The organism is Actinomadura rugatobispora, assembly GCF_042656285.1.
Lineage (GTDB): Bacteria > Actinomycetota > Actinomycetes > Streptosporangiales > Streptosporangiaceae > Spirillospora > Spirillospora rugatobispora.
This window is the reverse complement of the sequence record NZ_JBHSON010000086.1, coordinates 1-20,211: the sequence shown is the minus strand read 5'-3', so window position 1 is coordinate 20,211 and position 20,211 is coordinate 1. Positions and strand designations below refer to the sequence as shown.

The following is a 20,211-nucleotide window of genomic DNA, read 5'->3' as shown; positions in this document are numbered from 1 at the left end:
CTCAGCCGAGGGCGACCCGGTCGAACCGGGCCCAGTCGCCGGAGTTGGGCGGGGCCGCGCGCAGCCCGCGCACCGACGCGGAGATCGCGTCGTTGGCGTCGGAGAACGCCCACACCAGCAGGCCGGACTCGTCCCGGGCGATCCGCTGGGCCCGGGCGAGCAGGTCCTGCCGCCGCTTCTCGTCGCGGGTGGTGCGCGCCCGTTCGAGGAGGTCGTCGAAGCGTCCGGAACGGAACCCGGTCATGTTCCGCGCGGCCCCGCCGCGCATGCGCTGCTCCAGGAAGTCGGAGAGCGGCAGCGTCGAGGTGGTGTTGAACGCCGCCACACCGCGCTTCTTGATCTCGCTGAAGTAGGTGGTGGCGGCGAGCGCGCGCGGCGTGATCCGCAATCCGACCTCGCCGAGCTGCCGGGCGATCAGGCTGGCCGCAGGCTCCCACGCCGCGTCGACCGCGCTGGTCTCCAGCGTGACGGCCAGGCCCTCCGCGCCCGCCTCGCGCACGAGTTCCCTGGCGCGATCCACATCGCGTGCGCGCTGGGGGAGGTCGGGCGGATAGCCGCGCAGACCCTTCCCGAACAGGTCGTTGCCGACTTCGCCGTGACCGGCCAGCGCGATCCGTACGAGCGCCTCCCGGTCGATGCCCAGCGCCACGGCCTGGACCAGCCGGGGATCGGAGAAGGGGGCGCGCTCGGTGCGCAGCAGGATCTGCTGCGCCGTGGCCCGCGGAACGGTCAGCAGACGCGTCGACCGCCGTCCATTCAGGCGGTTCACCGAGGCCCCCGACAGGTCCGCCGCGTACTGCACCTGCCCGGACAGCAGCGCGTTGACCCGCGTGGACTCCTCGTTGGCGGGCACGATCTCCAGCTCGGCGATGGACGGCGCGCCCGCCCAGTGCCCCTCCCAGCGCCTGAACAGCGCGGGCCCGCCCGGAGTGAACGAGACGTACCGGAAGGGACCCGAGCCGACCGGTGCGCGGAAGCCGGTGGCGCCCTCCGGGACGATCTCCGTGCCGGGGCCGGCGAACGCCGTGGGGAACGTGAAGTCGGGCCGCTCGAGCGCCAGCGTCAGCGTGCGTTCCCCGGTAGCGCGGCTGGCACCGAAGTCGATCGCCGACAGCAGTTGCTGGGAGGGCGAACCGGTCTCCGGGGCGGCCGCCCGCCGGTAGCTGTAGAGCACGTCCCTGGCGGTGACGGGACGGCCGTCGTGGAACCGCGCCCGCCTCAGCCGGATGTGCCAGCGCGTTCCCGAGGCATCGCTCTCCCAGGACTCGGCCAGGCGCTCACGGACCGACATGTCGTCGTTGTAGGTGCCGAGCGTGTCGAACAGCGCCTTCGCCCGGACCTGGTCGACGAAGTTGGGCGCGACGTGGGGATCGAGGGTCTCCTGCGAACCGCCGGCCGCGAACGCGGCGCGGAAGCGGTTCGTGCCGCCGCCGTCGCCGTTCCCGCCGCAGCCGGTGAGCAGCGCGGGGGACAGGAGCGCCGCTCCGCTCCCGGCCAGCAGGGTGCGCCTGCCGACCGCCCGCCCCCCTCGCCCTTCGCCGGCCCGTTCAGGGGCATGACCGTTCATCGGATCCTTCCCGGGGGTGTCCTCGCCCCCTTCCGGCGGACCGGCGACGGGTCAGTCTCCTGGCTCCCGGATCGTCGCTGGCCCCCGGCCTTCCCACCCGCTCACGCGGGCAGTGGCGTGCGAGGGGGTTCGCTCCCCGGTCACAGTGGCGGGACCGCGCCGGAATCACACCGGCTTCCTGGTCCCCGTCGCCTTTGCGCTGACATTAGACCAGTCGCGCCAATCGGTGCCGTGGAGAGGGTCCCCGCGGCGGTTCCGGTACTTGTCGTTATTGCGACTGTTGTGCAGGTGCCGCATGTGCCACCATGTGCGGTGTAGGCGACGGCGGAACGAGGAAGCCGGTGCGAATCCGGCGCGGTCCCGCCACTGTGATCGGCGAGCGGATCCCGAACCACGCCACTGCCCGCGCCCGCGGGTGGGAAGGCCGGGACGAGCTTCGACCCGAGAGCCAGGAGACTCACGCGGTCGCCTCCTCGAAGGACCTGGGGCGGATCTCCCCAGAGAGGAGAGGGCGACATGCCCATGGGCTCGTCAGGCCCGGCAGCGTGCCGGGTGCCACCGGTGCTGGCATCGCTGCTGTGCGCGGTGCTGCTGGTGGCGGGGTGCGGCGGCGGTACGGAGCGCGCCGGCGGCGCCCGGGGCGGCGCGGTGCCGTCCGGTTTCCCGGTCACGGTGGCCAACTGCGGGGTGACGACGACCTATCAGCGGCCTCCGCAGCGGGCGGTGTCGCTGAACCAGCACGCGACCGAGGTGATGCTGGCACTCGGGCTGGAGAAGTCGATGGTCGGCACCGGCTACCTCGACGACAAGGTTCTACCGGAGTTCCAGGCCGCCTACGACCGGGTGAAGGTGATCTCTGAGGAGTACCCCTCGTTCGAGGCGCTGCTGTCGGCCGAGCCCGATTTCGTCTACGGCGGGTGGGCGAGCACGTTCGAGGAGAAGGAGGGCCGGGGCCGCGCGGTCCTGAAGAAGGCCGGGATCGACACCCATCTCAACATCGAGGAGTGCCCCAAGGGGCCGGTGACCACGGCCACGGTCGAGGAGGAGATCCGGACCGTCGCCAGGATCTTCGGCGTGCCGGACCGGGCCGAGCGGCGGATCGCCTCGCTGCGCACCGTCCTGTCGGGGGTCGAGGGCAGGCTGTCGGGCGCGGCCCCGGTCAAGGTCGCGGTCTACGACAGCGGCGACAAGACCGTGTTCACCGCGGGCGGGGCGGGGATCGGCGACGAGATGATCCGGCTGGCGGGCGGCGCCAACCTGTTCTCCGACGTGAAGAAGGCGTACGGCGACGTCTCCTTCGAGCAGTTCGCCGAGCGGGCGCCCGAGGTCGTGCTCATCTACGACTACGGCGACCGGTCCGCCGAGGACAAGAAGAGGTTCCTGCTGAGCAACCCGGCCCTCAAGGACGTCCCGGCGATCAGGAACAGGCGGTTCGCGGTGCTGCCGCTGTCGTCCACGGTGACCGGTGTGCGGGTGGCGGCCGCGGTCGAGTCGCTGGCCCGGCAGCTGCACCCGGACCGCTTCGCGTGACCGGCGTCGCCGACCGGCCCGCGACCGGGAGCGTTGCGGGCACGGCGGCCGTGCGACGCCGAGCCCGCGTCCCGTTTCCGCTGGTGCTGGCGCTGCTGGCGGCGCTGGTGCTGGTCGCGGCCACGGCGGGGATCGCGGCCGGGTCGGTGCGGGTGCCGCCCGGACAGGTCTGGGGGATCCTGCTGCACCGGCTGCATCCGGTGCTGGCCGAGCCGGTCTGGTCGCCGGTCCGCGAGACGATCGTGCTGGACGTGCGGCTGCCCCGGGTGCTGCTGTGCGGCGTGGTCGGCGCCGGGCTGTCGGTGTGCGGGACGGCGCTGCAGGCCCTGGTGCGCAATCCGCTGGCCGACCCGATGCTGCTGGGGGTCTCCTCCGGTGCCACGGTCGGCGCGGTGCTCGTGGTGGTGTTCCACCTGACCTGGTTCGGGATGTTCTCGCTGCCGCTGGCCGCCTTCGGCGGGGCCCTGCTCGCGCTGATCCTGGTGTATTCGCTGGCCCGGTCCGGGGGCCGGATGACCACGGTGCGCCTGGTGCTGGCGGGCGTGGCCACCGCCGAGGTGCTGTACGCCGTCGCCAGCTACCTGGTCATCACCTCAGACGATCCGCGCGCCGCCGAGTCCGCGCTGCGCTGGATGCTCGGCGGGCTGGCCGGCACCACGTGGACGGTGCTGTGGATCCCCGCGACCGTGGTCCTGGCGGGCACGGCGGTCCTGGTCGGGCTGTCGCGCCCGCTGAACCTGCTGCTGGCCGGGGAGGAGGCCGCCGCCGCCCTGGGCCTGGACGTGCACCGCTTCCGCGCGGCGCTGTTCGTGCTGGTCGCCCTCATGATCGGGACGATGGTGGCGGTCAGCGGCTCGATCGGTTTCGTCGGCCTGATCATGCCGCACGTGGTGCGGTTGCTGGTCGGCGCCGACCACCGCCGCGCCCTGCCCGCCGCCGCGCTGCTGGGCGCGGCCTTCCTGATCGCCGCCGACCTGGCCGCGCGGACCCTGGCCGCCCCCGAGGAGATCCCGGTCGGCATCCTCACCGCCCTGGTCGGCGGCCCCTTCTTCCTTTGGCTGATGAGACGGAGGGCGGCACGGTGAACGGCCCCGGACCGTCCCGCCTGCGGGCCGAGGAGGTGTCGGTCGTCGCCGGCGGGCGGACACTGGTGGACGCGGTCTCCCTCGACGTGGCGCCGGGAGAGGTCGTCGCGCTCGTCGGGCCCAACGGCGCGGGGAAGAGCACGCTGCTGCGCACCTTCTACCGCGCGCTGCGCCCCACCTCGGGCCGGGTCCTCCTGGACGGCGACGACATCTGGCGGATGCCCGGCAAGCACCTGGCCAGGCGCCTGGCCGCCGTCCTGCAAGAAGCCCCCGGCGACTTCGAGCTGACGGTGTACGACGTCGTGGCGATGGGCCGCTCCCCGCACAAACGCGCCTTCCAGGGAGATGACGCCGGCGACCGCGACATCATCACCGGCTCGCTGGCCGAACTGGAGGCCGCGCACCTGGTGGACGCGCCCTTCGAGCGGCTGTCGGGCGGCGAGAAGCAGCGCGTCCTCATCGCCCGCGCCCTCGCCCAGCGCACCGGGACCCTCGTCCTCGACGAGCCGACCAACCACCTGGACCTGCGGCACCAGATCGACGCGCTCCACCTCGTCCGCCGCCTCGGCGTCACCGCGGTCATCGCGCTGCACGACCTCAACCTCGCCGCCGCCTTCTGCGACCGGCTCCACGTCCTGCACGGCGGACGCCTGGTCGCGGCCGGGCCGCCCGCCGACATCCTCACCCCCGGCCTGCTGGCCGAGGTCTACCGGGTCGAGGCGGAGGTGCACGCGCATCCCCGCACCGGCGCCCCCCAGATCACCGTCCTCCCCTGAAGCGACCGTCGCTATTTCAGGCCGGAGCGGACGAAGGCGTTCACGATGTGCCGCTGCAGGAACACGTAGAGGACCAGCACCGGCAGGCCGGCCAGCCCGGCGGTGGCCATCAGCGGTCCCCAGTCGGTGCCCTCGGTCCCCATGAAGCTGCGCAGGCCGAGCTGGATCACCGAGTTGGACCGCTGGAGGACCATCGCCGGCCAGAAGTACTCGTTCCACGAGGTGATGAACAGCAGGATGCCCAGTGCGGCCAGCGCGGGCCGCAGGTTCGGGACGACGACGGTCCACAGCGTGCCCCAGGACGAGCGCCCGTCCATGCGCGCCGCGTCCAGCAGCTCGCGGGGGAAGCTCATCAGGTGCTCGCGCAGGAGGAGGACGCCCAGCGCCGAGCACAGGTTCGGGACGATCACCCCGGCGAGCGTCTCCAGCAGCCCGAGCCGGGCCAGCAGCGCGTAGTTGGGCAGCATGGCCACCTGGAAGGGCACCAGCCAGGTGCCCACGAACGCCAGGTGGGCGAGCCCCCGCCCGCGGAACCGCCAGGCGGCGAACGCGTACGCGGCCGGCAGGGCGACCAGCAGCTGGCCGAGCGCGGACAGCGCCGCCATGACCGTGGTGTTGAGCAGCATGCCCGCGACGTCGTTCTTGGCCAGCGCGTCGGAGTAGTTGTCCAGCGACAGCGGCCAGGGCAGCGGCGACAGGTCGTGGACGTCGCCGGGCGCGCGCAGCGACGTCGCGTAGATCCAGTAGATCGGGAAGAGGCAGGCCAGGCCGAGCAGCCCCAGGGCCGCGTGCCCGGCCGCGCGCTCGATCCGTCCGCTCCCGCCGTGCCCCCTCACGCTCCCTCCTCGCGCGGCGCGCGGTCGGCCAGGCGGGCCGGCAGCGCCGCGACCAGCAGGAAGCCCGCGAAGAAGAGCATTCCGGCGGCCGCCGCGAGCCCGGCGTCGTGGCTGCGGAAGCCGAACTCCCAGAGCAGGTAGTAGATCGTGGTGGTGGAGCCGGCCGGGCCGCCCTGGGTGAGGGTGTCGACCAGGGGGAAGGTCCACTGCGCCGACAGGAGCACGGTCACCAGCGCCAGGAAAGCCAGCGTCGGCGACAGCAGCGGCAGGGTGATCCACCGCGTGGTCTGGGCCCGCGAGGCGCCGTCCACCCGCGCCGCCGCCGCGTACTCGGGATCGATGCCGGTCAGGCCCGCCGACACGACCAGCACCGCGAACCCGACGACATGCCATCCGGCGATGACGATGATCGCCCACTGGGCCGTCGCGGTGTCGTTCAGCCAGTTCGCGCCGGTGCCCAGGGCCGCGTTGACCGCGCCCGCCGACGGGTCCAGCAGCCACTGCCAGGCGGCCGCGCCCGCGACCGGCGCGACCAGCATCGGGGCGAACACCATGCCGCGATAGGCGGCGCCCGCCCGGCCGCGCACGCCGCGCGCCAGCAGCGCCACCGCGAGCGGGACCGCCACGGTGAACGGCAGCATCCCCCCGATGACCACGAGCGTCCGGACGACCGAGGCGCCCAGCTCCGGCGTGGTCAGCAGCCGCTCGTAGTTGGCGGTGCCGACCGGGACCAGCGGCGAGGCCGGGCTCAGGTCCCAGGAGTGGAACGACAGGTAGAGCGTCTGGGCGAGCGGCCGGTAGGTCCATACGGCCAGCAGCGCCAGCCCGGGCGCCAGGTAGAGGTACGGCGGGGCCGCCCGCCGCAGCCGGGCGGCCAGGGAGGGACGTGCGGCGGCGGGCGGCGCGCCCTCCACGGTCGCGGGCCGGGACGGCGGCGCGACCTCGACGAACGTTCCGGTCACCATGCCCCGACCACGTTCTCGATCATGCGGATCCGGTCCGCCGCCGCGACGTCGTACACCCCGGCGGCCGACGGGACCGGGACGGCGGTCGCGACCACCCGACCGCCGAACACGTCGATCCGGCTGAACGCGGCCTCGGCGGCCGCGCGGAGCCGGCCCCGCGGAGGGAAACCCGCAACGCCGTACGCCAGGGCGGGCCCCACCCACACCGGCACGCCCGACAGCGCGCCCGCCGCCGCGTGGTGGGCATGGCCGGACACCACCATGCGCACGTCGCTGCCCTCGATCACCCGCGCCAGCCGTTCCGCGCCGCGCAGCCGCAGCAGGTGCACGGTCGGCACGGGGGAGGGGAGCGGCGGGTGGTGGCACACCAGGATCGTGCCGAGCGGCGCGGGCCTGGCCAGCACGTCCGCGAGCCAGTCCAGCTGCGCGGCCGACAGGTGCCCGTCGTGCCTGCCCGGCTCGGTGCTGTCCAGCAGCACGACGCGCATGCCGCCGACCGTCCGGACGGCGTCGCACGCGTCCGCGGACGGCTCCTCGCGCAGCAGCTCGGAGCGGAACGCGGCGCGCTCGTCGTGGTTGCCCATGGCGTACAGGACCTCGGCGCCGATCCGCCGCGCCGCGGGTTCCACCAGCTCGCGCAGCCGCCGGTAGGCGGCGGGGCGGCCGTCGTCGGTGAGGTCGCCGGTGAGCAGCAGCGCCGATACCGGCTGCCCCGACTTCTCGAGCATCGCCAGCGCGGCCCGCAGGTTCGCGGCGGTGTCGACGACGCCGTGCATGAGCTCGCCTTCGGCGAGGACGTGGGTGTCGGTGAGCTGGACGAACGTCAGATCCGGCCGCGTGCTCGCGGCGGCCCGGGGCGCGGTCACTTGCGGTCCGTCCTGATCAGGGCGGCGAGTTCGTCCTGCTTGGCGCGCAGCGTGGTGTCCACGTCCGCGCCCTGGAAGACGGCGCGCTCGACGGCGGCCATCATGCCGTCCCGGACCTGCAGGTAGCCCGCCCCCGGCATGGACACCCACGGCTGCATCCTGGCCAGCTGCTCCAGGTTGGGCTTGAGCTAGGGGTTGGCGTCCGCCCACGGCTTGAGCCCGGCGGCGTCGCCGACCAGCCCGGTGCGCAGCGGCAGGTAACCGATCTTGCTGGCGATGGTGGTGAACGCCCGCTCGCTCGTCAGGAACCGGATCAGCTCCCAGGCGGCGCGCCGCTTGGCCGCGTCCTTGGCGAACACGAACAGCGCCGCCCCCGAGTTGGTCGGGACCGCCTGCCGGCCGGCGAAGGCCGGCATCGCCGTCGCACCCAGCCGCCACTTGCCGGTCGACGCCTTCAGGAACGTGCCCTGCATCGAGCTGGATTCGAGGATCATGCCGATGTCGCCGCGCGCGAACCCGTCGACCGCCTGCTGCTGCGTGCGGTTCGGCATGGCGCCCGAGGCGACCAGGTGCCGCATGGTCCGGACCGCGCCGGCCGCCTGCGGATCGGCGAACGTCAGCCTTGTGCGGTCCTGGGAGATGACCCGTCCGCCGTTGGACAGCGCGAGCGCCTGGAAGCACCAGTCCTTGGCGGCCTTGGTGAGGCAGTCGACGTAGACGCCGTCCTTGCCGCCCTTCTCCTTGACGGCCAGCGCGGCGGTCCGGACCTCGTCCCACGTCGTGGGCGGTTTGGACGGGTCGAGCCCGGCCTTGGCGAACAGGTCGGCGTTGAAGTACAGCATGGGGGTGGAGAGCACGAACGGCACGCCGTAGGTCTTGCCGTTCCAGTCACCGAGCGTCCGCGTCGTGGGCGCGTACGGGTGCCGGGCGCCGGCGAAGTTGCGCGCGACCTCCTCCTTGCCGACCAGGTCGTCCAGGGGCAGGGCCTTGAGCCGGTTGACCGTAAAGTCCAGATCGCTGAAGCCGAGCTGGGCGACGTCGGGCGGCCCGCCGGTGGCGATCTGGTTCTGCAGGCTGGAGATCGTGTCGGTGGCGGGGTTGGCGCTGTTGCCCTGCGGCTTCTGGGCGGTGACCCTGATGTTGGGATGCTCCTTCTGGAAGGCGGCGATCAGCTCGGTGAACGTGTCCGTCCACGCGCCCGCCTGCCCGAAGTTGTAACTCTCCAGGACGATCGAGACCTTCTGGTCCGGGGCGAGTGCGGAGACGCGGGCCACGGGATCGCCGGCCGCGTCCCCGCCGCCCCCCATTCCGCAGGCGGCGGCCGTCACGAGCACCGCCGAAAAAGCGCATGCCAAGGACAGGGGTTTTCTCATTGCGTGCTCCTTAGAGAAACGGGCCAGACAGAAAGGGGCGAAGCGGGCTCAGACGGTCGTCGCTTGGACGCCGGCGGGCCGCCAGACCAGCCGGCGCCCGCTTCCGGCGTCGAAGAGATGCAGGTGCCCGGGACGGGCCGACAGCCCCACGCGATCGCCGGGCGCGACTCCGAGCGGACGCGCCCCGCGCACGCTCACCTGCGCGGAGCCCACCCGGCAGTGCGCGACCTCCTCGCCGCCCAGGTTCTCCACGGACATGACCTCGGCACGGAACGGCGCGTTCCCGCGGGGCGCGAAACCCAGGTGCTCGGGCCGCACGCCCAGCGTCACCGCGCGGTCGGGCAGCCCGGCGCCGTCGAGACCGAGCGCCACCTCCACATCGGGGGCGCGGGCGACCAGGTCGGAGCCGGCCGCGTGCAGGGTCGCGTCCAGGAGGTTCATCGGGGGAGATCCGAGGAACCGGGCGACGAACACCGAGGCCGGCTCGTCGTAGACCTCGGCGGGGGTGCCGGTCTGCTCCACACGTCCCTCGTTCAGCAGCACGATCCGGGTGGCCATCGTCATGGCCTCCACCTGGTCGTGGGTGACGTACACGACCGTGGCGCCCAGGCGGCGGTGCAGCGCGGCGATCTCGGCCCGGGTCGTGGCCCGCAGCTTGGCGTCGAGGTTGGACAGGGGCTCGTCCATGAGGAAGGCGCCGGGGTCGCGGACCAGCGCCCGGGCGAGGGCCACCCGCTGCCGCTGGCCGCCCGACAGCTCACGGGGCCTGCGATCCAGCAGCCCGGTCAGCTCGACCATGGCCGCGACCTCGGCGACCTTGGCGCGGACGACGGCCTTGGGCAACCGCCTGGCGCGCAGCGGGAACCCGATGTTCCGGGCGACCGACAGGTGCGGATAGAGCGCGTAGCCCTGGAACACCATGGCCAGGTTCCGCCGTTGCGGCGGGGCGTGGGTGATGTCGGCGTCGTCCAGCAGCACCCGCCCGCCGGACGGCTCCAGCAGGCCGGCGATCATGCGCAGCAGCGTGGACTTGCCGCACCCGCTCGGGCCCAGCAGGACCAGGAACTCCCCGTCGGCCACGTCCAGCCACACATCGTCCACGGCGGTCACCTGGCCGAACCGCCGCGTCAGCCCTTGCAATCGAATACGGCTCACGGCGCAGAGTGCAGCAGCGGTCCGTGGACAAAGGGTGAACGCGGGACGCGGCCCGCCACCGCCCGATCGCGGCTATATGCGGCATGACCTGCGAGGACTCCGCCACTGCCGCTCCGGCGCGATAGGCAGGAGCGATCAACCGAGAGTGATGACCTCTCGCTGGCGCACGTCGTCGTCCGGTCCCGGCCGGCCGGGACCGGTGGGCCCGTGCCACTCCAGGAGGAGGACGGTGGCGTCGTCGTCGAGCCGGTCGGCGTGGTGGTCGAGGATGCCGCGGATGAGGCGGCGGAGGGTCTCGGGGACGGGGAGCCCGTCGGCGTTGTGGCGGATGATGAAGTCGACGAACCGGTGCAGCCCGAACTCCTGCTTCTCCGCGTTGCGGGCCTCGATGATCCCGTCGGTGTAGAGCAGCAGCCGGTCGCCGGGCTCGAGCTGCTCGGAGCACGCTTCGGCGGCGTCGCCGAGGCCGGTGCCCAGGGGACTGGCGGGCGGGCAGGCCAGCGTGGTGACCCAGCGCCCGCCGCGGATGACCACCGGCGGCGGATGGCCGTGGTTGACCCAGGACAGCAGTCCGGTGCGGGTGTCCAGGCTGGCAAGCAGCGCCGTGACATAGGTGCCGGAGTCGAACTGCCCGCTCAGGACCTCCCCGATCCTCCGCCCGGTCTCGACGAGGTCGGCGCCCTGGAGGCGGCTGTTGCGGCAGGCGGCGATGGCGAGGGTGGCGGTGAGCCCGGACGAGGTGTCGTGCCCCATCGCGTCGAAGATCGCCAGGTTGACGATGTCGCCGGCCAGCCCGTAGTCGAAGGCGTCGCCGCCGATCTGGTAGGCCGGTTCGAGGACGGCGCCGATCGACACCCGGTCGTTGGCGAAGGTGAGCGGCGGCATCAGCCGCCACTGCATCTCCGCCGACACGGACATGGGCTGGACGCGGACGAGCCGGGCGTGGGTGTCGCTGTAGGGGCGCTTGCTGACCACCATCAGCGCCACCAGGCCGGTCATGCGCCGCAGGATGTCCAGGGTCTCCTCGTCGGCGCCGTCCACGGTGGCCCGCACGACGCCGATGCGTTCGGTCCCGTCCAGCAGCGGCGCCCACCACACGTCGGTGCCGGCGTCCTGGCCCTGCGCCTGGACCAGGTCCAGAGTCCGGAAGGCGCGGCCCGCCAGGGTGCCCTCGACCCGCAGCTCCGCCGCCTCCCCGGGATGGACGGGCTGCCCGTCGCGTTCGGGCAGCAGCCGCAGCACGCTCTGCTGCAGGTCAGCCACGTAGATCAGCACGTTCCGGATGCCGGCACGCTCGGCGTGCTCGGCCACGGCGGTGGGGATCTGCTGCATCGACATCAGGTGGCTGGCCTCCACCAGGTCCCCCAGCAGCCGTTCCCCCCGGTCGGCTCCCATCACCTCTCCATCGTCGGGTCGCGCGGTCGGGCTCGCACGGGGGCGCGGTCCGTGATCGGCGGGCGTTCCGCGGCTTGTTCCTCCCCTGCCCTGCCGTACGGGTGGAAAAACCCCAGGTCGGGGGCCTGCGGCGAGGCGGTTCCCGAGGGATGATCTGATCCGCTGGATCAACACCTACCGCCGCTTCCGCCGGGGCGCCGGGCCTGCGCGTCTGGCGGCGGTGAGGTCGGCGCCGCGCCGGGAGCGCTAGGGGCGCGTTAAGCGGGTCCGGGTGGGCGCTAAGGGCGCGTCAAGACGGCTGGAAATGCGCCGATTGTGGCGTTTTACTGCCGGGGGCGTCCGTGATCGTCACCCCGCCCGCCGCGACCGCCACGGCGTCTGATCGACTAGATTTCGCCAGGCCGGAATCAGGGGAGTGTCCGGATGGGGGAGGTGAAGCCGGTATGGGCACGCGCGGCACCTGGCGCATCTACCTGGGCGCCGCACCCGGCGTGGGGAAGACCTACGCGATGCTGAACGAGGGGCGGCGGCGCGCCGGGCGCGGCACCGACGTGGTCGTCGGCTTCGCCGAGGCGCACGGGCGCGCCCGCACCGCCGAGCAGATCGGCGACCTGGAGGTGGTCCCGCGCCGCACCGTGCGGTACCGGGGGGCGGAGTTCACCGAGATGGACCTGGACGCGGTCCTGGCCCGCAGGCCCCAGGTGGCGCTGGTGGACGAGCTGGCGCACACCAACGTCCCCGGATGCCGCAACGCCAAGCGCTGGCAGGACATCGAGGTCCTGCTGGAGGCGGGCATCGACGTGATCTCCGCCGTCAACATCCAGCACCTGGAGTCGCTGAACGACGTGGTGGAGCGCATCACCGGCGTCCGGCAGCGGGAGACGGTGCCGGACGCGGTGGTGCGCCGGGCCGAGCAGGTCGAGCTGGTCGACATGACGCCCGAGGCGCTGCGCCGCCGCCTGGCGCACGGCAACGTGTACGGCCCGGAGAAGGTCGACGCCGCCCTCGCCAACTACTTCCGGACCGGCAACCTGACCGCGCTGCGCGAGCTGGCGCTGCTGTGGGTGGCCGACCGGGTGGACGAGGGCCTGGCCCGCTACCGCGACCAGCACGGGATCACCGAGCCGTGGGAGGCGAGGGAGCGGATCGTGGTGGCGCTGACGGGCGGGCCGGAGGGCGACACCCTCATCCGGCGGGCCGCCCGCATCGCGGCCCGCGCGGGACGCTCCGACCTGCTGGCCGTCCGGGTGGTGCACAGCGACGGGCTGGCCGAGGGCTCGCCGCGGGCGCTGGCCCGCCAGCGGGCCCTGCTGGAGAGCCTGGGCGGCACCTACCACCAGGTCGTGGGCGACGACGTGGCGACGGCGCTCCTGGAGTTCGCGCGCGGGGTCAACGCGACCCAGCTGGTGCTGGGGTCGAGCCGGCGGCGCGGCTGGCAGTTCCTGCTCGCCCCGGGGGTCGGCGCCGCCGTGGCCCGGGAGTCGGGCGAGCTGGACGTCCACATCGTCACCCACGAGCACGTGGGCAAGGGCCGCGGGATCGCCGGGACGGCCGGGTCGGCGCTGAGCCGGCGCCGCAGGGCCGCCGGGTGGGTGCTGGCGCTGCTGGGCCCGCCGGTCCTGACCGCCCTCCTGGCCGGCATCAGCGAGCATGTCGGGCTGGTCACCGACATCCTGTTCTATCTCGCGCTGACCGTCGGGGTGGCGCTGGCGGGCGGACTGTGGCCCGCGGTGGTCGCGGCGGTGCTGGGCACCCTGCTGGCGAACTGGTTCTTCACCCCGCCCTTCCACACCCTCACCATCGCCGGCCTGCAGAACACCGTCGCGTTGCTGATCTTCATCGGGGTCGCGATGTCGGTGTCGTCGGTGGTCGACCTGGCCGCCCGCCGGACCCGGCAGGCGGCGCAGAGCAGCGCCGAGGCCGAGACGCTGAGCATGCTGGCCACCAGCGTGCTGCGCGGGGAGAAGGCGCTGCCCGCCCTGCTCGAGCGGGTCCGGGAGACCTTCGGGGTGAGCTCGGCGGTGCTCCTGGCACGGGGCGGCGCCGGCTGGGAGGCGGTGGAGGCCGCCGGCCCGGATCCGTGCGCCGATCCCGGCCAGGCCGAGGCCCGGGTCCAGGTGGCCGAGGGCGAGGCGCCGGACGGGCGGGGGGAGATGGTGCTCGCCCTGCGCGGACGGGTGCTGCCCGCGGCCGACCGCCGGGTGCTCTCGGCCTTCGCCGCGCAGGCCGCCGCGGTGCTGGAGTGGCGGCGGCTGGACGAGCAGGCCGCCCAGGCCCGCCGGCTCGCCGAGGGCAACCGGATCCGCACCGCGCTGCTCGCGGCGGTGTCCCATGACCTCCGCACCCCGCTGGCCTCGATCAAGGCCGCGGTGAGCAGCCTGCGCGCCGACGACGTGACCTGGGCCCCCGAGGACGAGGCCGAGCTGCTCGCCTCCATCGAGGAGTCGTCCGACCGCCTGGACGGGCTGATCGGCAACCTGCTGGACATGAGCCGGCTGCAGACGGGCGCCGTCGTCCCGCTGACCCGTCCGGTCGCGCTGGACGAGGTGGTGCCGGGAGCGCTGCGGGGCGTGCCGGTGGACCGGGTCGAGGTCGAGGTGCCCGAGACCCTGCCCGCGGTCGCCGCCGATCCGGGACTGCTGGAGCGGGCGCTGGCGAACGTGGTCGAGAACGCCGTCCGGCACAGCCGCGAGACCGTCCTGGTGTCGGCGGGGGAGCTGCGGTTCGGCCGCGGAGCCGGCCGGGTCGAGATCCGCGTCGCCGACCGGGGGCCGGGGGTGCCCGACACGGCGAAGGAGCAGATCTTCGCGCCGTTCCAGCGGCTCGGGGACTCGCCCGGGGGCACCGGGGTCGGGCTGGGGCTGGCCGTCGCCCGCGGCTTCACCGAGGCCGTCGGCGGGACCCTGTACGCCGAGGACACCCCGGGCGGCGGCCTCACCATGGTCTTCGCCCTGCCGCTCGCCGCCGGGGACGGGGACGCGGCCGGTCCGCCGGACGCCGTCCCCGCCGGCGGAGCAACACCGGACCGACGGAGGGAGACGCCGTGACTCGCGTTCTCGTCATCGAGGACGAGCCGCAGATCGTCCGGGCCCTGCGCATCAACCTCAGGACCCGCGACTACGAGGTGGACACGGCTGCCGACGGCCGGACCGCGCTGGAGGCGGCCGCGCGGCGGCACCCGGACGTGGTGCTGCTCGACCTCGGGCTGCCGGACATGGACGGGGTGGAGGTGATCAGGGGGCTGCGCGGCTGGCTGAACGTCCCGATCATCGTGCTGTCGGCCCGGCACGCCTCCGCCGAGAAGGTGCAGGCCCTCGACGCCGGGGCCGACGACTACGTCACCAAGCCGTTCGGCATGGACGAGCTGCTGGCCCGCCTGCGCGCGGCGGTGCGGCGGGCGGCGCCCGCCGACCAGGACGCCGTGGTGGACGCGGGGGACTTCAGCGTGGACCTGGCCGCCAAGAAGGTGCACCGGGACGGCGCGGACATCCGCCTGACGCCCACCGAGTGGCACATCCTGGAGGTGCTGGTCCGCAACGCCGGACGGCTGGTCGGACAGCGGCAGCTGCTGCGCGAGGTGTGGGGGCCGGCGTACGAGAAGGAGACCAACTACCTGCGCGTCTACCTCGCCCAGCTGCGCCGCAAGCTGGAGCCGGACCCGGCCCACCCCCGCCATCTGATCACCGAGCCGGGCATGGGCTACCGCTTCGAACTCTGAACCACCGCGATGTCCCCGTCGCCCCTAATTCCCGCATGGGGCTCGAGGGGACGCGGGCGTACGAGGACGAGGACGTCGACGATCTCCCGCCGCTGGTCCGGCGGGCCGTGCGGGCGGCGCGCGGGCACGGGTTCGCGTTCTCGTGCAGACCCGAACAGGGACGGCAGCGTCGTCGTGGGAACGCGCCTGCCCACCGGCGGCCGGGCCCCAGGCGCGCACGTGCCGTGACACGAGGGGCCCGGTCGGATCGGACCAGTTTGGTCAGGCCCCGGCGGTGCGCCGTCTCAGGCGCAGGGCGGCGGGCGCCAGCACGATGAGGACGATCGCGGCGAGCAGGACGGCGGTGATGGGCTGGGTGAGGAACCCGGTGAGGTCGCCGCCGAAGATGCGCATCGACCGCCGGAACGACGACTCCAGCAGGGAGCCGAGCACGAAGGCCAGGACGAGCGGGCCGGGCTCGAAACCGGCCTTCTTCATCAGGTAGCCGACGACGCCCAGCCCCACCATCAGGAACATGTCGAAGACGCTCATCCGGACCGTGTAGACCCCGATCATCGTGATCAGGATCGTGAGCGGGGCCAGGATCGCCGCCCGGACGCGCAGGACCCGTACGAACAGCCCGATCAGCGGCATGCTCATCGCCAGGAGCAGCAGGTTCCCGACGTACATGGAGTTGACGACGCCCCAGAACAGGTCGGGCTTCTCGTCCACCAGCGTCGGGCCCGGCGTGATGCCCTGGATGGTCAGCGCGCCGAACATGACCGCCATGGTGGCGTTGGCGGGCAGGCCCAGCGTCAGCAGCGGGATGAAGGAGGAGGTGGCGGCGGCGTTGTTGGCGGTCTCCGGCCCGGCGACGCCCTCGACCGCGCCCTTGCCGAAACGCTCGGGCTTCTTGGCGACCCGCTTCTCCAGCGCGTAGGAGACCATCGACGACATCGTCGCGCCGCCTCCCGGCAGGATGCCGAGCAGGAAGCCGAGCACCGACCCGCGGCCGATCGCCGCCTTGGACTCGCCGATCTCCTCGCGGGACGGGTAGACCGAGCCCACCTCGGCCATCGGGGCGCCCGGCCGCCGCAGCGACTCCAGGTTGTGCAGGATCTCCGCGACGCCGAACAGGCCCATCGCGACGATCACGAAGTCGATTCCGTCCAGTAGCTGGTCGACGCCGAGGGTCAGGCGGGCGGCGCCCTCCAGCGGGTCCTGGCCGACGGTGGCCAGCAGCAGGCCGACCGTCGCCATGAGGCCGCTCTTCAGCCGCGACCCGCTGCCGAGCGTGGTGATCAGCAGGATGCCGAGAAGCGCGAGCGCGGTGTACTCCGACGGGCCGAAGTCCAGCGCGAACCCCGCCACCAGCGGCGCGACGAACGTCAGCGCGACGATCGCGACCGTGCCGCCGACGAAGGAGCCGATGGCGGCGAGGCCGAGGGCCGATCCGGCGCGGCCCTGCCGGGCCATCGCGTGCCCGTCCAGGGCGGTCACGACGGTGGACGCCTCGCCGGGCAGGCGCAGCAGCACCGAGGTGATCGTGCCGCCGTACTGGGCGCCGTAGAAGATCCCGGCCAGCATGATGATCGCCGCGGTCGGGTCGATGTTGTAGGTGATCGGCAGCAGCACCGCGATGGTGGCCGCCGGGCCGAGGCCGGGCAGGACGCCGACCAGCATGCCCAGGGTGACGCCGAGCAGGCAGTAGAGGAGGTTCTCCGGCTGGAAGACCACCCCGAAGCCCGAGATCACCGGGGAGAGGAAGTCCATGTCGTCGTCCTCACAGGCGGGTGCGGGGGTTCACAGGTGGATCAGGTGGGGCAGCGACACCCCGAGCCCGGTGATGAACAGCAGGTAGAGGGCCGCCGTCGCGACGACCGAGACCGCGGCGGTGACGCGCCAGCCCTCCCGGCCCAGCCCCTTCATCCACAGCACCAGGAGCGCGAGGGTGGGCACCTCGAAGCCGATGAGCTCGAACAGGAACGCGTAGCACAGGAGCGAGACCACCGCGACGGCGACCGTCACGACGTCCTTGGTGAACGGCTCCTCGTCGCCGCGCGGCCGCGACCGCAGGACCAGCAGCGCGGCGAGGACCACCATGACGACGCTGACGAGCAGCGGCCACAGCCCCGGCCCCGGGGCCGGCAGCGTGCCGACCCCGAGGTTCCAGGACATGACCGCGGCGACCACCCCGACCGCGAGCGGCACCAGCGCGGCCACCACGTTCTGCGCGCGTGCGCGCGGGACGTCGGGGGACGAGCCGGTCTCGTCCGCCGTCTCGTCCTCGGCCTTCGGCGTCACTGCTGCGCCTTGAGGTCGATGCCGAGCTGCTGCGACATGGCGGTGAACCGCTTGAGGCTCTCGTTGATCTGCGCCGCGGCCTGCTCGCCGTCGGCGTTCCACGGCACGATGTAGCTCGCCTTGAGCAGCCGGAGGTAGTCGGGCGAGGCGACGGCCTTGTCGATGGCGGCGCCGAGCTTGTCGCGGACGTCGGTGGGCAGCCCGGCCGGGGCGGCGACGAACCGGCGCTGGTCGACCAGGACCTGGTAGCCGGACTCCTTGGCGGTCGGCACGTCCGGGAGCGCCTCGTGCCGCTTCTCGGAGAAGACCGCCAGGGCGCGCATCTTGCCCGCCTGCACGTGCTTGAAGCCCTCGGCGATCTGGACGGAGGCGACGTCGACCTTGCCGCCGAGCACCGCGGTGACCGTGGGGGCGCCGCCGTCGAACGGGACGGGCGAGGCCTTGACCTTGGCCGTGCCGAACAGCAGTGCCTGCGAGAGCTGGCTGCCGGTGCCGGGCCCGGTGGTGCCGTACTTGAGGCTGCCCGCGCCGAGCAGGTCCTTGAGCGTGCGGTACTCGGAGGACGCGGGCACCACCAGGACGTAGTCCTCGACGGCGAGGCCCCTGACGAGGGTCATGTCCTTGACCTGGATGGCGTCGGGGTCGCTCAGCATCAGCGGGCCGATGGCGAACAGCGACTGCGGCATCACCGCGACGCGGTAGCCGTCGGGCTTGCTCCCGAACACGTCCTTGCCCGCGATCTTGCCGTTGGCGCCCGGCTTGTTCACCACGACGGCCTTCTGCCCGAGCGGCTTGTCGATGTTCTTGGCCAGGGCGCGGGTGAGCAGGTCGGTGCTGCCGCCGGGGTCCTGCGGCACGGTGAACTCGACGGGCTTGGCGGGGTAGCCGGAGGAGCCCTTGTCGGCGCCGCCGCCCTGGACGGAGCAGGCGGACGCGGCGACGGTGACGGTGACGGCGGCCAGGAATACGCCGATTCTCATTTCATTCTCCGTTTCACCAGCACGGAAGGGGAGGGCCGGACCTGAGCGTGGACTCGGCCGGGTTGCTGGGATGGGGGGTGGGCGGAGAGGGCGGGGGACGAAGGGCGGGGGTGTTGAAGGGGCGGGGGTAGTGAAGGAGCGGGGTCAGCGGGTGGCGCCGACGAGGGCCAGTCCGGTGGTCAGCAGGGTGTCGAGTTCCTCCAGATGCCGGGGGGCGGGGTCCATGAGGGGAGCGCGCACCGGGCCCACGTTCGCGCCGCGCAGCCTGGCCGCCGCCTTGACGAGGGAGACCGCGTACCCGGTCCCCCTGTCGCGCAGTTCGACGAAGGGCATGTAGAACTCCTCGAGCAGCCTGTCGACGCGCTCGTGGTCCTCGGCGTGCAGGGCGGTGAAGAAGGCCCGGGAGATCTCGGGGGCGAAGGCGTGGACGGCGGAGGAGTAGGCCGGGACGCCGATGGCGCGGTAGGCGCGCGCCTGCATCTCGGCGGTGGCCGCGCCGTTGAAGAACAGCCAGTCTTCGGGGGCGGCCAGCTTGATGCGCTGGAGCCGGTCGAGGTCGCAGTGCCCGTCCTTGACGCCGATCACGCCGGGGATCGCGGCGAGGGCGGGTGCGTCGGCGACCTCGATCCGCACCTGGGCCCGCTGGTAGACGATGAGCGGCAGCGCGGTGCTCGCGGCGACGCGGCGCACATGCTCGACCAGTCCCCGCGGCGGCGTCTCGACGAGGTAGGGCGGCAGGAGGAGCAGGGCGTCCGCGCCCGCGCGTTCGGCGATGGCCGCGAACCTGGCGGCCTGCGCCCAGCCGTAGCCCGCGCCCACGACGACCGGCACGGTGCCGGCCGCCTCCTGGACGGCGGCCGTGACGAGTTGCTCGTACTCGTCCTCGGCGAGGGAGAAGAACTCACCCGTCCCGCAGCAGGGGAACAGCGCGCCGGGACCGGCGGCGAGCTGGGAGCGCAGGTGGGCGCGGTAGGCGTCGAGGGCGATGCGCCCGCCAGCGTCCAAGGCGGTCAGCGGGAACGCGAGCACTCCCGCCGCCATGCCCCGGCGCAGCCGTTCGATCGTCTCGCCGTGGGTCGTCGTTACCGCCAACTTGTCTCCATATATAGTTGGATGACATGTGGCGAGCAGCTTGGCCGCATTTCGGTATGGGTGTCAATACTCCGGCCGCGATCGATTTCAGAGCCCCCCAAGAGGTGTGATGACTCCCCCCGCACGAGGGCGCCGGGCCGCCCGCCCCGGCCTTCGAGCGGACAATCTCCGTCGCGCCCGGACGGCCTGACGGGTGGACCTGTCCTCGGGCGCCCTGCTGATGGCGGCGGGCCTGGCCTCCGGGCTGGCCGGATCCATCGCAGGCCTGGCCTCCCTGGCCAGCTACCCGGCCCTGCTCGCCTTCGGGCTGCCGCCGGTCGTCGCCAACGTCACCAACACCGTCGCGATGTTCTCCACCACGGTCGGCGCCGCCACCGGGTCGCGTCCCGAACTGCGCGGCCAGACCCGCCGGGTCCTGCGGCTGGTCGCGGTGGCCGCCGCGGGCGGGTCCCTCGGCGCGTGGCTCCTGCTCACCACCCCCGCCTCGGCGTTCGAGGCGGTGGTGCCCTGGCTCATCGCGCTCGGATCGGCGCTGCTGCTGGCGCGCGACCGCCTGCGCGCGTGGGCCGAGGCGCGGGCGGCGCGCGCGG

Annotated in this window: 18 protein-coding genes and 2 riboswitches; of the genes, 6 read left to right on the top strand and 12 right to left on the bottom strand. The window is 73.3% G+C overall.

The annotated features are described in order from the left end of the window. Position 1 precedes the first annotated feature (1 nt). On the bottom strand, positions 2-1,567 hold the full coding sequence (locus ACFPZN_RS42720) for an ABC transporter substrate-binding protein (protein WP_378288324.1): 1,566 nt from the start codon (positions 1,565-1,567) through the stop codon (positions 2-4). A gap of 44 nt (positions 1,568-1,611) precedes the next feature. After that, positions 1,612-1,784: riboswitch (cobalamin riboswitch) on the bottom strand. A 61-nt stretch (positions 1,785-1,845) separates the two neighbouring features. Beyond that, a riboswitch (cobalamin riboswitch) is annotated at positions 1,846-2,044 on the top strand. Between the two features lie 84 nt (positions 2,045-2,128). Here ACFPZN_RS42720 and ACFPZN_RS42715 point away from each other — a divergent pair. The 3 genes from ACFPZN_RS42715 to ACFPZN_RS42705 are packed head-to-tail and all read left to right on the top strand — an operon-like array spanning position 2,129 to position 4,958. Beyond that, the gene (locus ACFPZN_RS42715) at positions 2,129-3,097 is read left to right on the top strand and encodes an ABC transporter substrate-binding protein (protein WP_464042028.1); all 969 of its coding nucleotides are present in this window, start codon (positions 2,129-2,131) and stop codon (positions 3,095-3,097) included. Beyond that, the gene (locus tag ACFPZN_RS42710; RefSeq protein ID WP_378288322.1) at positions 3,094-4,182 is read left to right on the top strand and encodes a FecCD family ABC transporter permease; all 1,089 of its coding nucleotides are present in this window, start codon (positions 3,094-3,096) and stop codon (positions 4,180-4,182) included. The genes ACFPZN_RS42715 and ACFPZN_RS42710 overlap by 4 nt, the downstream gene beginning before the upstream one ends. Continuing rightward, positions 4,152-4,958: an ABC transporter ATP-binding protein gene (locus tag ACFPZN_RS42705; protein WP_378288321.1), complete on the top strand. Its 807-nt coding sequence runs from the start codon at positions 4,152-4,154 to the stop codon at positions 4,956-4,958. The genes ACFPZN_RS42710 and ACFPZN_RS42705 overlap by 31 nt, the downstream gene beginning before the upstream one ends. Before the next feature lie 11 nt (positions 4,959-4,969). Here the strand turns inward: ACFPZN_RS42705 and ACFPZN_RS42700 are convergent, their stop codons facing one another. The 7 genes from ACFPZN_RS42700 to ACFPZN_RS42670 all read right to left on the bottom strand — a co-directional run bounded on the left by ACFPZN_RS42700 (position 4,970) and on the right by ACFPZN_RS42670 (position 11,548). Beyond that, positions 4,970-5,794 (bottom strand): carbohydrate ABC transporter permease, encoded by an 825-nt coding sequence (locus tag ACFPZN_RS42700; protein WP_378288320.1) that lies wholly within the window; start codon positions 5,792-5,794, stop codon positions 4,970-4,972. Further along, a complete protein-coding gene (locus ACFPZN_RS42695) occupies positions 5,791-6,759 on the bottom strand; it encodes a carbohydrate ABC transporter permease (protein WP_378288319.1) in 969 nt (322 codons plus the stop codon). Before ACFPZN_RS42695 ends, ACFPZN_RS42700 begins: the two co-directional genes overlap by 4 nt. Beyond that, complete coding sequence (locus ACFPZN_RS42690; RefSeq protein ID WP_378288318.1) at positions 6,753-7,625, bottom strand: metallophosphoesterase; 873 nt, start codon at positions 7,623-7,625, stop codon at positions 6,753-6,755. The genes ACFPZN_RS42695 and ACFPZN_RS42690 overlap by 7 nt, the downstream gene beginning before the upstream one ends. Continuing rightward, entirely contained in the window at positions 7,622-7,783 is a 162-nt protein-coding gene (locus tag ACFPZN_RS42685) for a hypothetical protein (RefSeq protein ID WP_378288317.1), read from the bottom strand. Before ACFPZN_RS42685 ends, ACFPZN_RS42690 begins: the two co-directional genes overlap by 4 nt. A 30-nt stretch (positions 7,784-7,813) precedes the next feature. Further along, on the bottom strand, positions 7,814-8,998 hold the full coding sequence (locus tag ACFPZN_RS42680) for an ABC transporter substrate-binding protein (protein WP_378288316.1): 1,185 nt from the start codon (positions 8,996-8,998) through the stop codon (positions 7,814-7,816). 48 nt (positions 8,999-9,046) lie between these two features. Next, positions 9,047-10,153: an ABC transporter ATP-binding protein gene (locus ACFPZN_RS42675; RefSeq protein WP_378288315.1), complete on the bottom strand. Its 1,107-nt coding sequence runs from the start codon at positions 10,151-10,153 to the stop codon at positions 9,047-9,049. A 135-nt stretch (positions 10,154-10,288) separates the two neighbouring features. Further along, entirely contained in the window at positions 10,289-11,548 is a 1,260-nt protein-coding gene (locus ACFPZN_RS42670; RefSeq protein WP_378288314.1) for a PP2C family protein-serine/threonine phosphatase, read from the bottom strand. Positions 11,549-11,991: 443 nt separating this feature from the next. On the opposite strand from ACFPZN_RS42670, the gene ACFPZN_RS42665 reads away from it, so the two are divergent. Continuing rightward, positions 11,992-14,595 (top strand): DUF4118 domain-containing protein, encoded by a 2,604-nt coding sequence (locus ACFPZN_RS42665; RefSeq protein WP_378288313.1) that lies wholly within the window; start codon positions 11,992-11,994, stop codon positions 14,593-14,595. Continuing rightward, positions 14,592-15,266, top strand: coding sequence for a response regulator (locus ACFPZN_RS42660; RefSeq protein ID WP_378288312.1), 675 nt, complete (start codon positions 14,592-14,594; stop codon positions 15,264-15,266). The genes ACFPZN_RS42665 and ACFPZN_RS42660 overlap by 4 nt, the downstream gene beginning before the upstream one ends. A gap of 261 nt (positions 15,267-15,527) precedes the next feature. Here ACFPZN_RS42660 and ACFPZN_RS42655 read toward each other — a convergent pair whose 3' ends face one another. The 4 genes from ACFPZN_RS42655 to ACFPZN_RS42640 all read right to left on the bottom strand — a co-directional run bounded on the left by ACFPZN_RS42655 (position 15,528) and on the right by ACFPZN_RS42640 (position 19,621). Next, entirely contained in the window at positions 15,528-17,018 is a 1,491-nt protein-coding gene (locus ACFPZN_RS42655) for a tripartite tricarboxylate transporter permease (RefSeq protein ID WP_378288311.1), read from the bottom strand. A gap of 30 nt (positions 17,019-17,048) precedes the next feature. Beyond that, positions 17,049-17,549 carry a tripartite tricarboxylate transporter TctB family protein gene (locus ACFPZN_RS42650; RefSeq protein ID WP_378288310.1) on the bottom strand — a complete coding sequence of 167 codons (501 nt, stop codon included), beginning with the start codon at positions 17,547-17,549 and terminating at the stop codon, positions 17,049-17,051. Continuing rightward, a complete protein-coding gene (locus tag ACFPZN_RS42645) occupies positions 17,546-18,529 on the bottom strand; it encodes a tripartite tricarboxylate transporter substrate binding protein (protein WP_378288309.1) in 984 nt (327 codons plus the stop codon). Before ACFPZN_RS42645 ends, ACFPZN_RS42650 begins: the two co-directional genes overlap by 4 nt. A gap of 144 nt (positions 18,530-18,673) precedes the next feature. Then, positions 18,674-19,621, bottom strand: coding sequence for a 5-dehydro-4-deoxyglucarate dehydratase (locus tag ACFPZN_RS42640; protein ID WP_378288308.1), 948 nt, complete (start codon positions 19,619-19,621; stop codon positions 18,674-18,676). 193 nt (positions 19,622-19,814) lie between these two features. On the opposite strand from ACFPZN_RS42640, the gene ACFPZN_RS42635 reads away from it, so the two are divergent. Next, the coding region (locus tag ACFPZN_RS42635) for a TSUP family transporter (RefSeq protein ID WP_378288307.1) at positions 19,815-20,211 on the top strand (397 nt) is incomplete at its 3' end.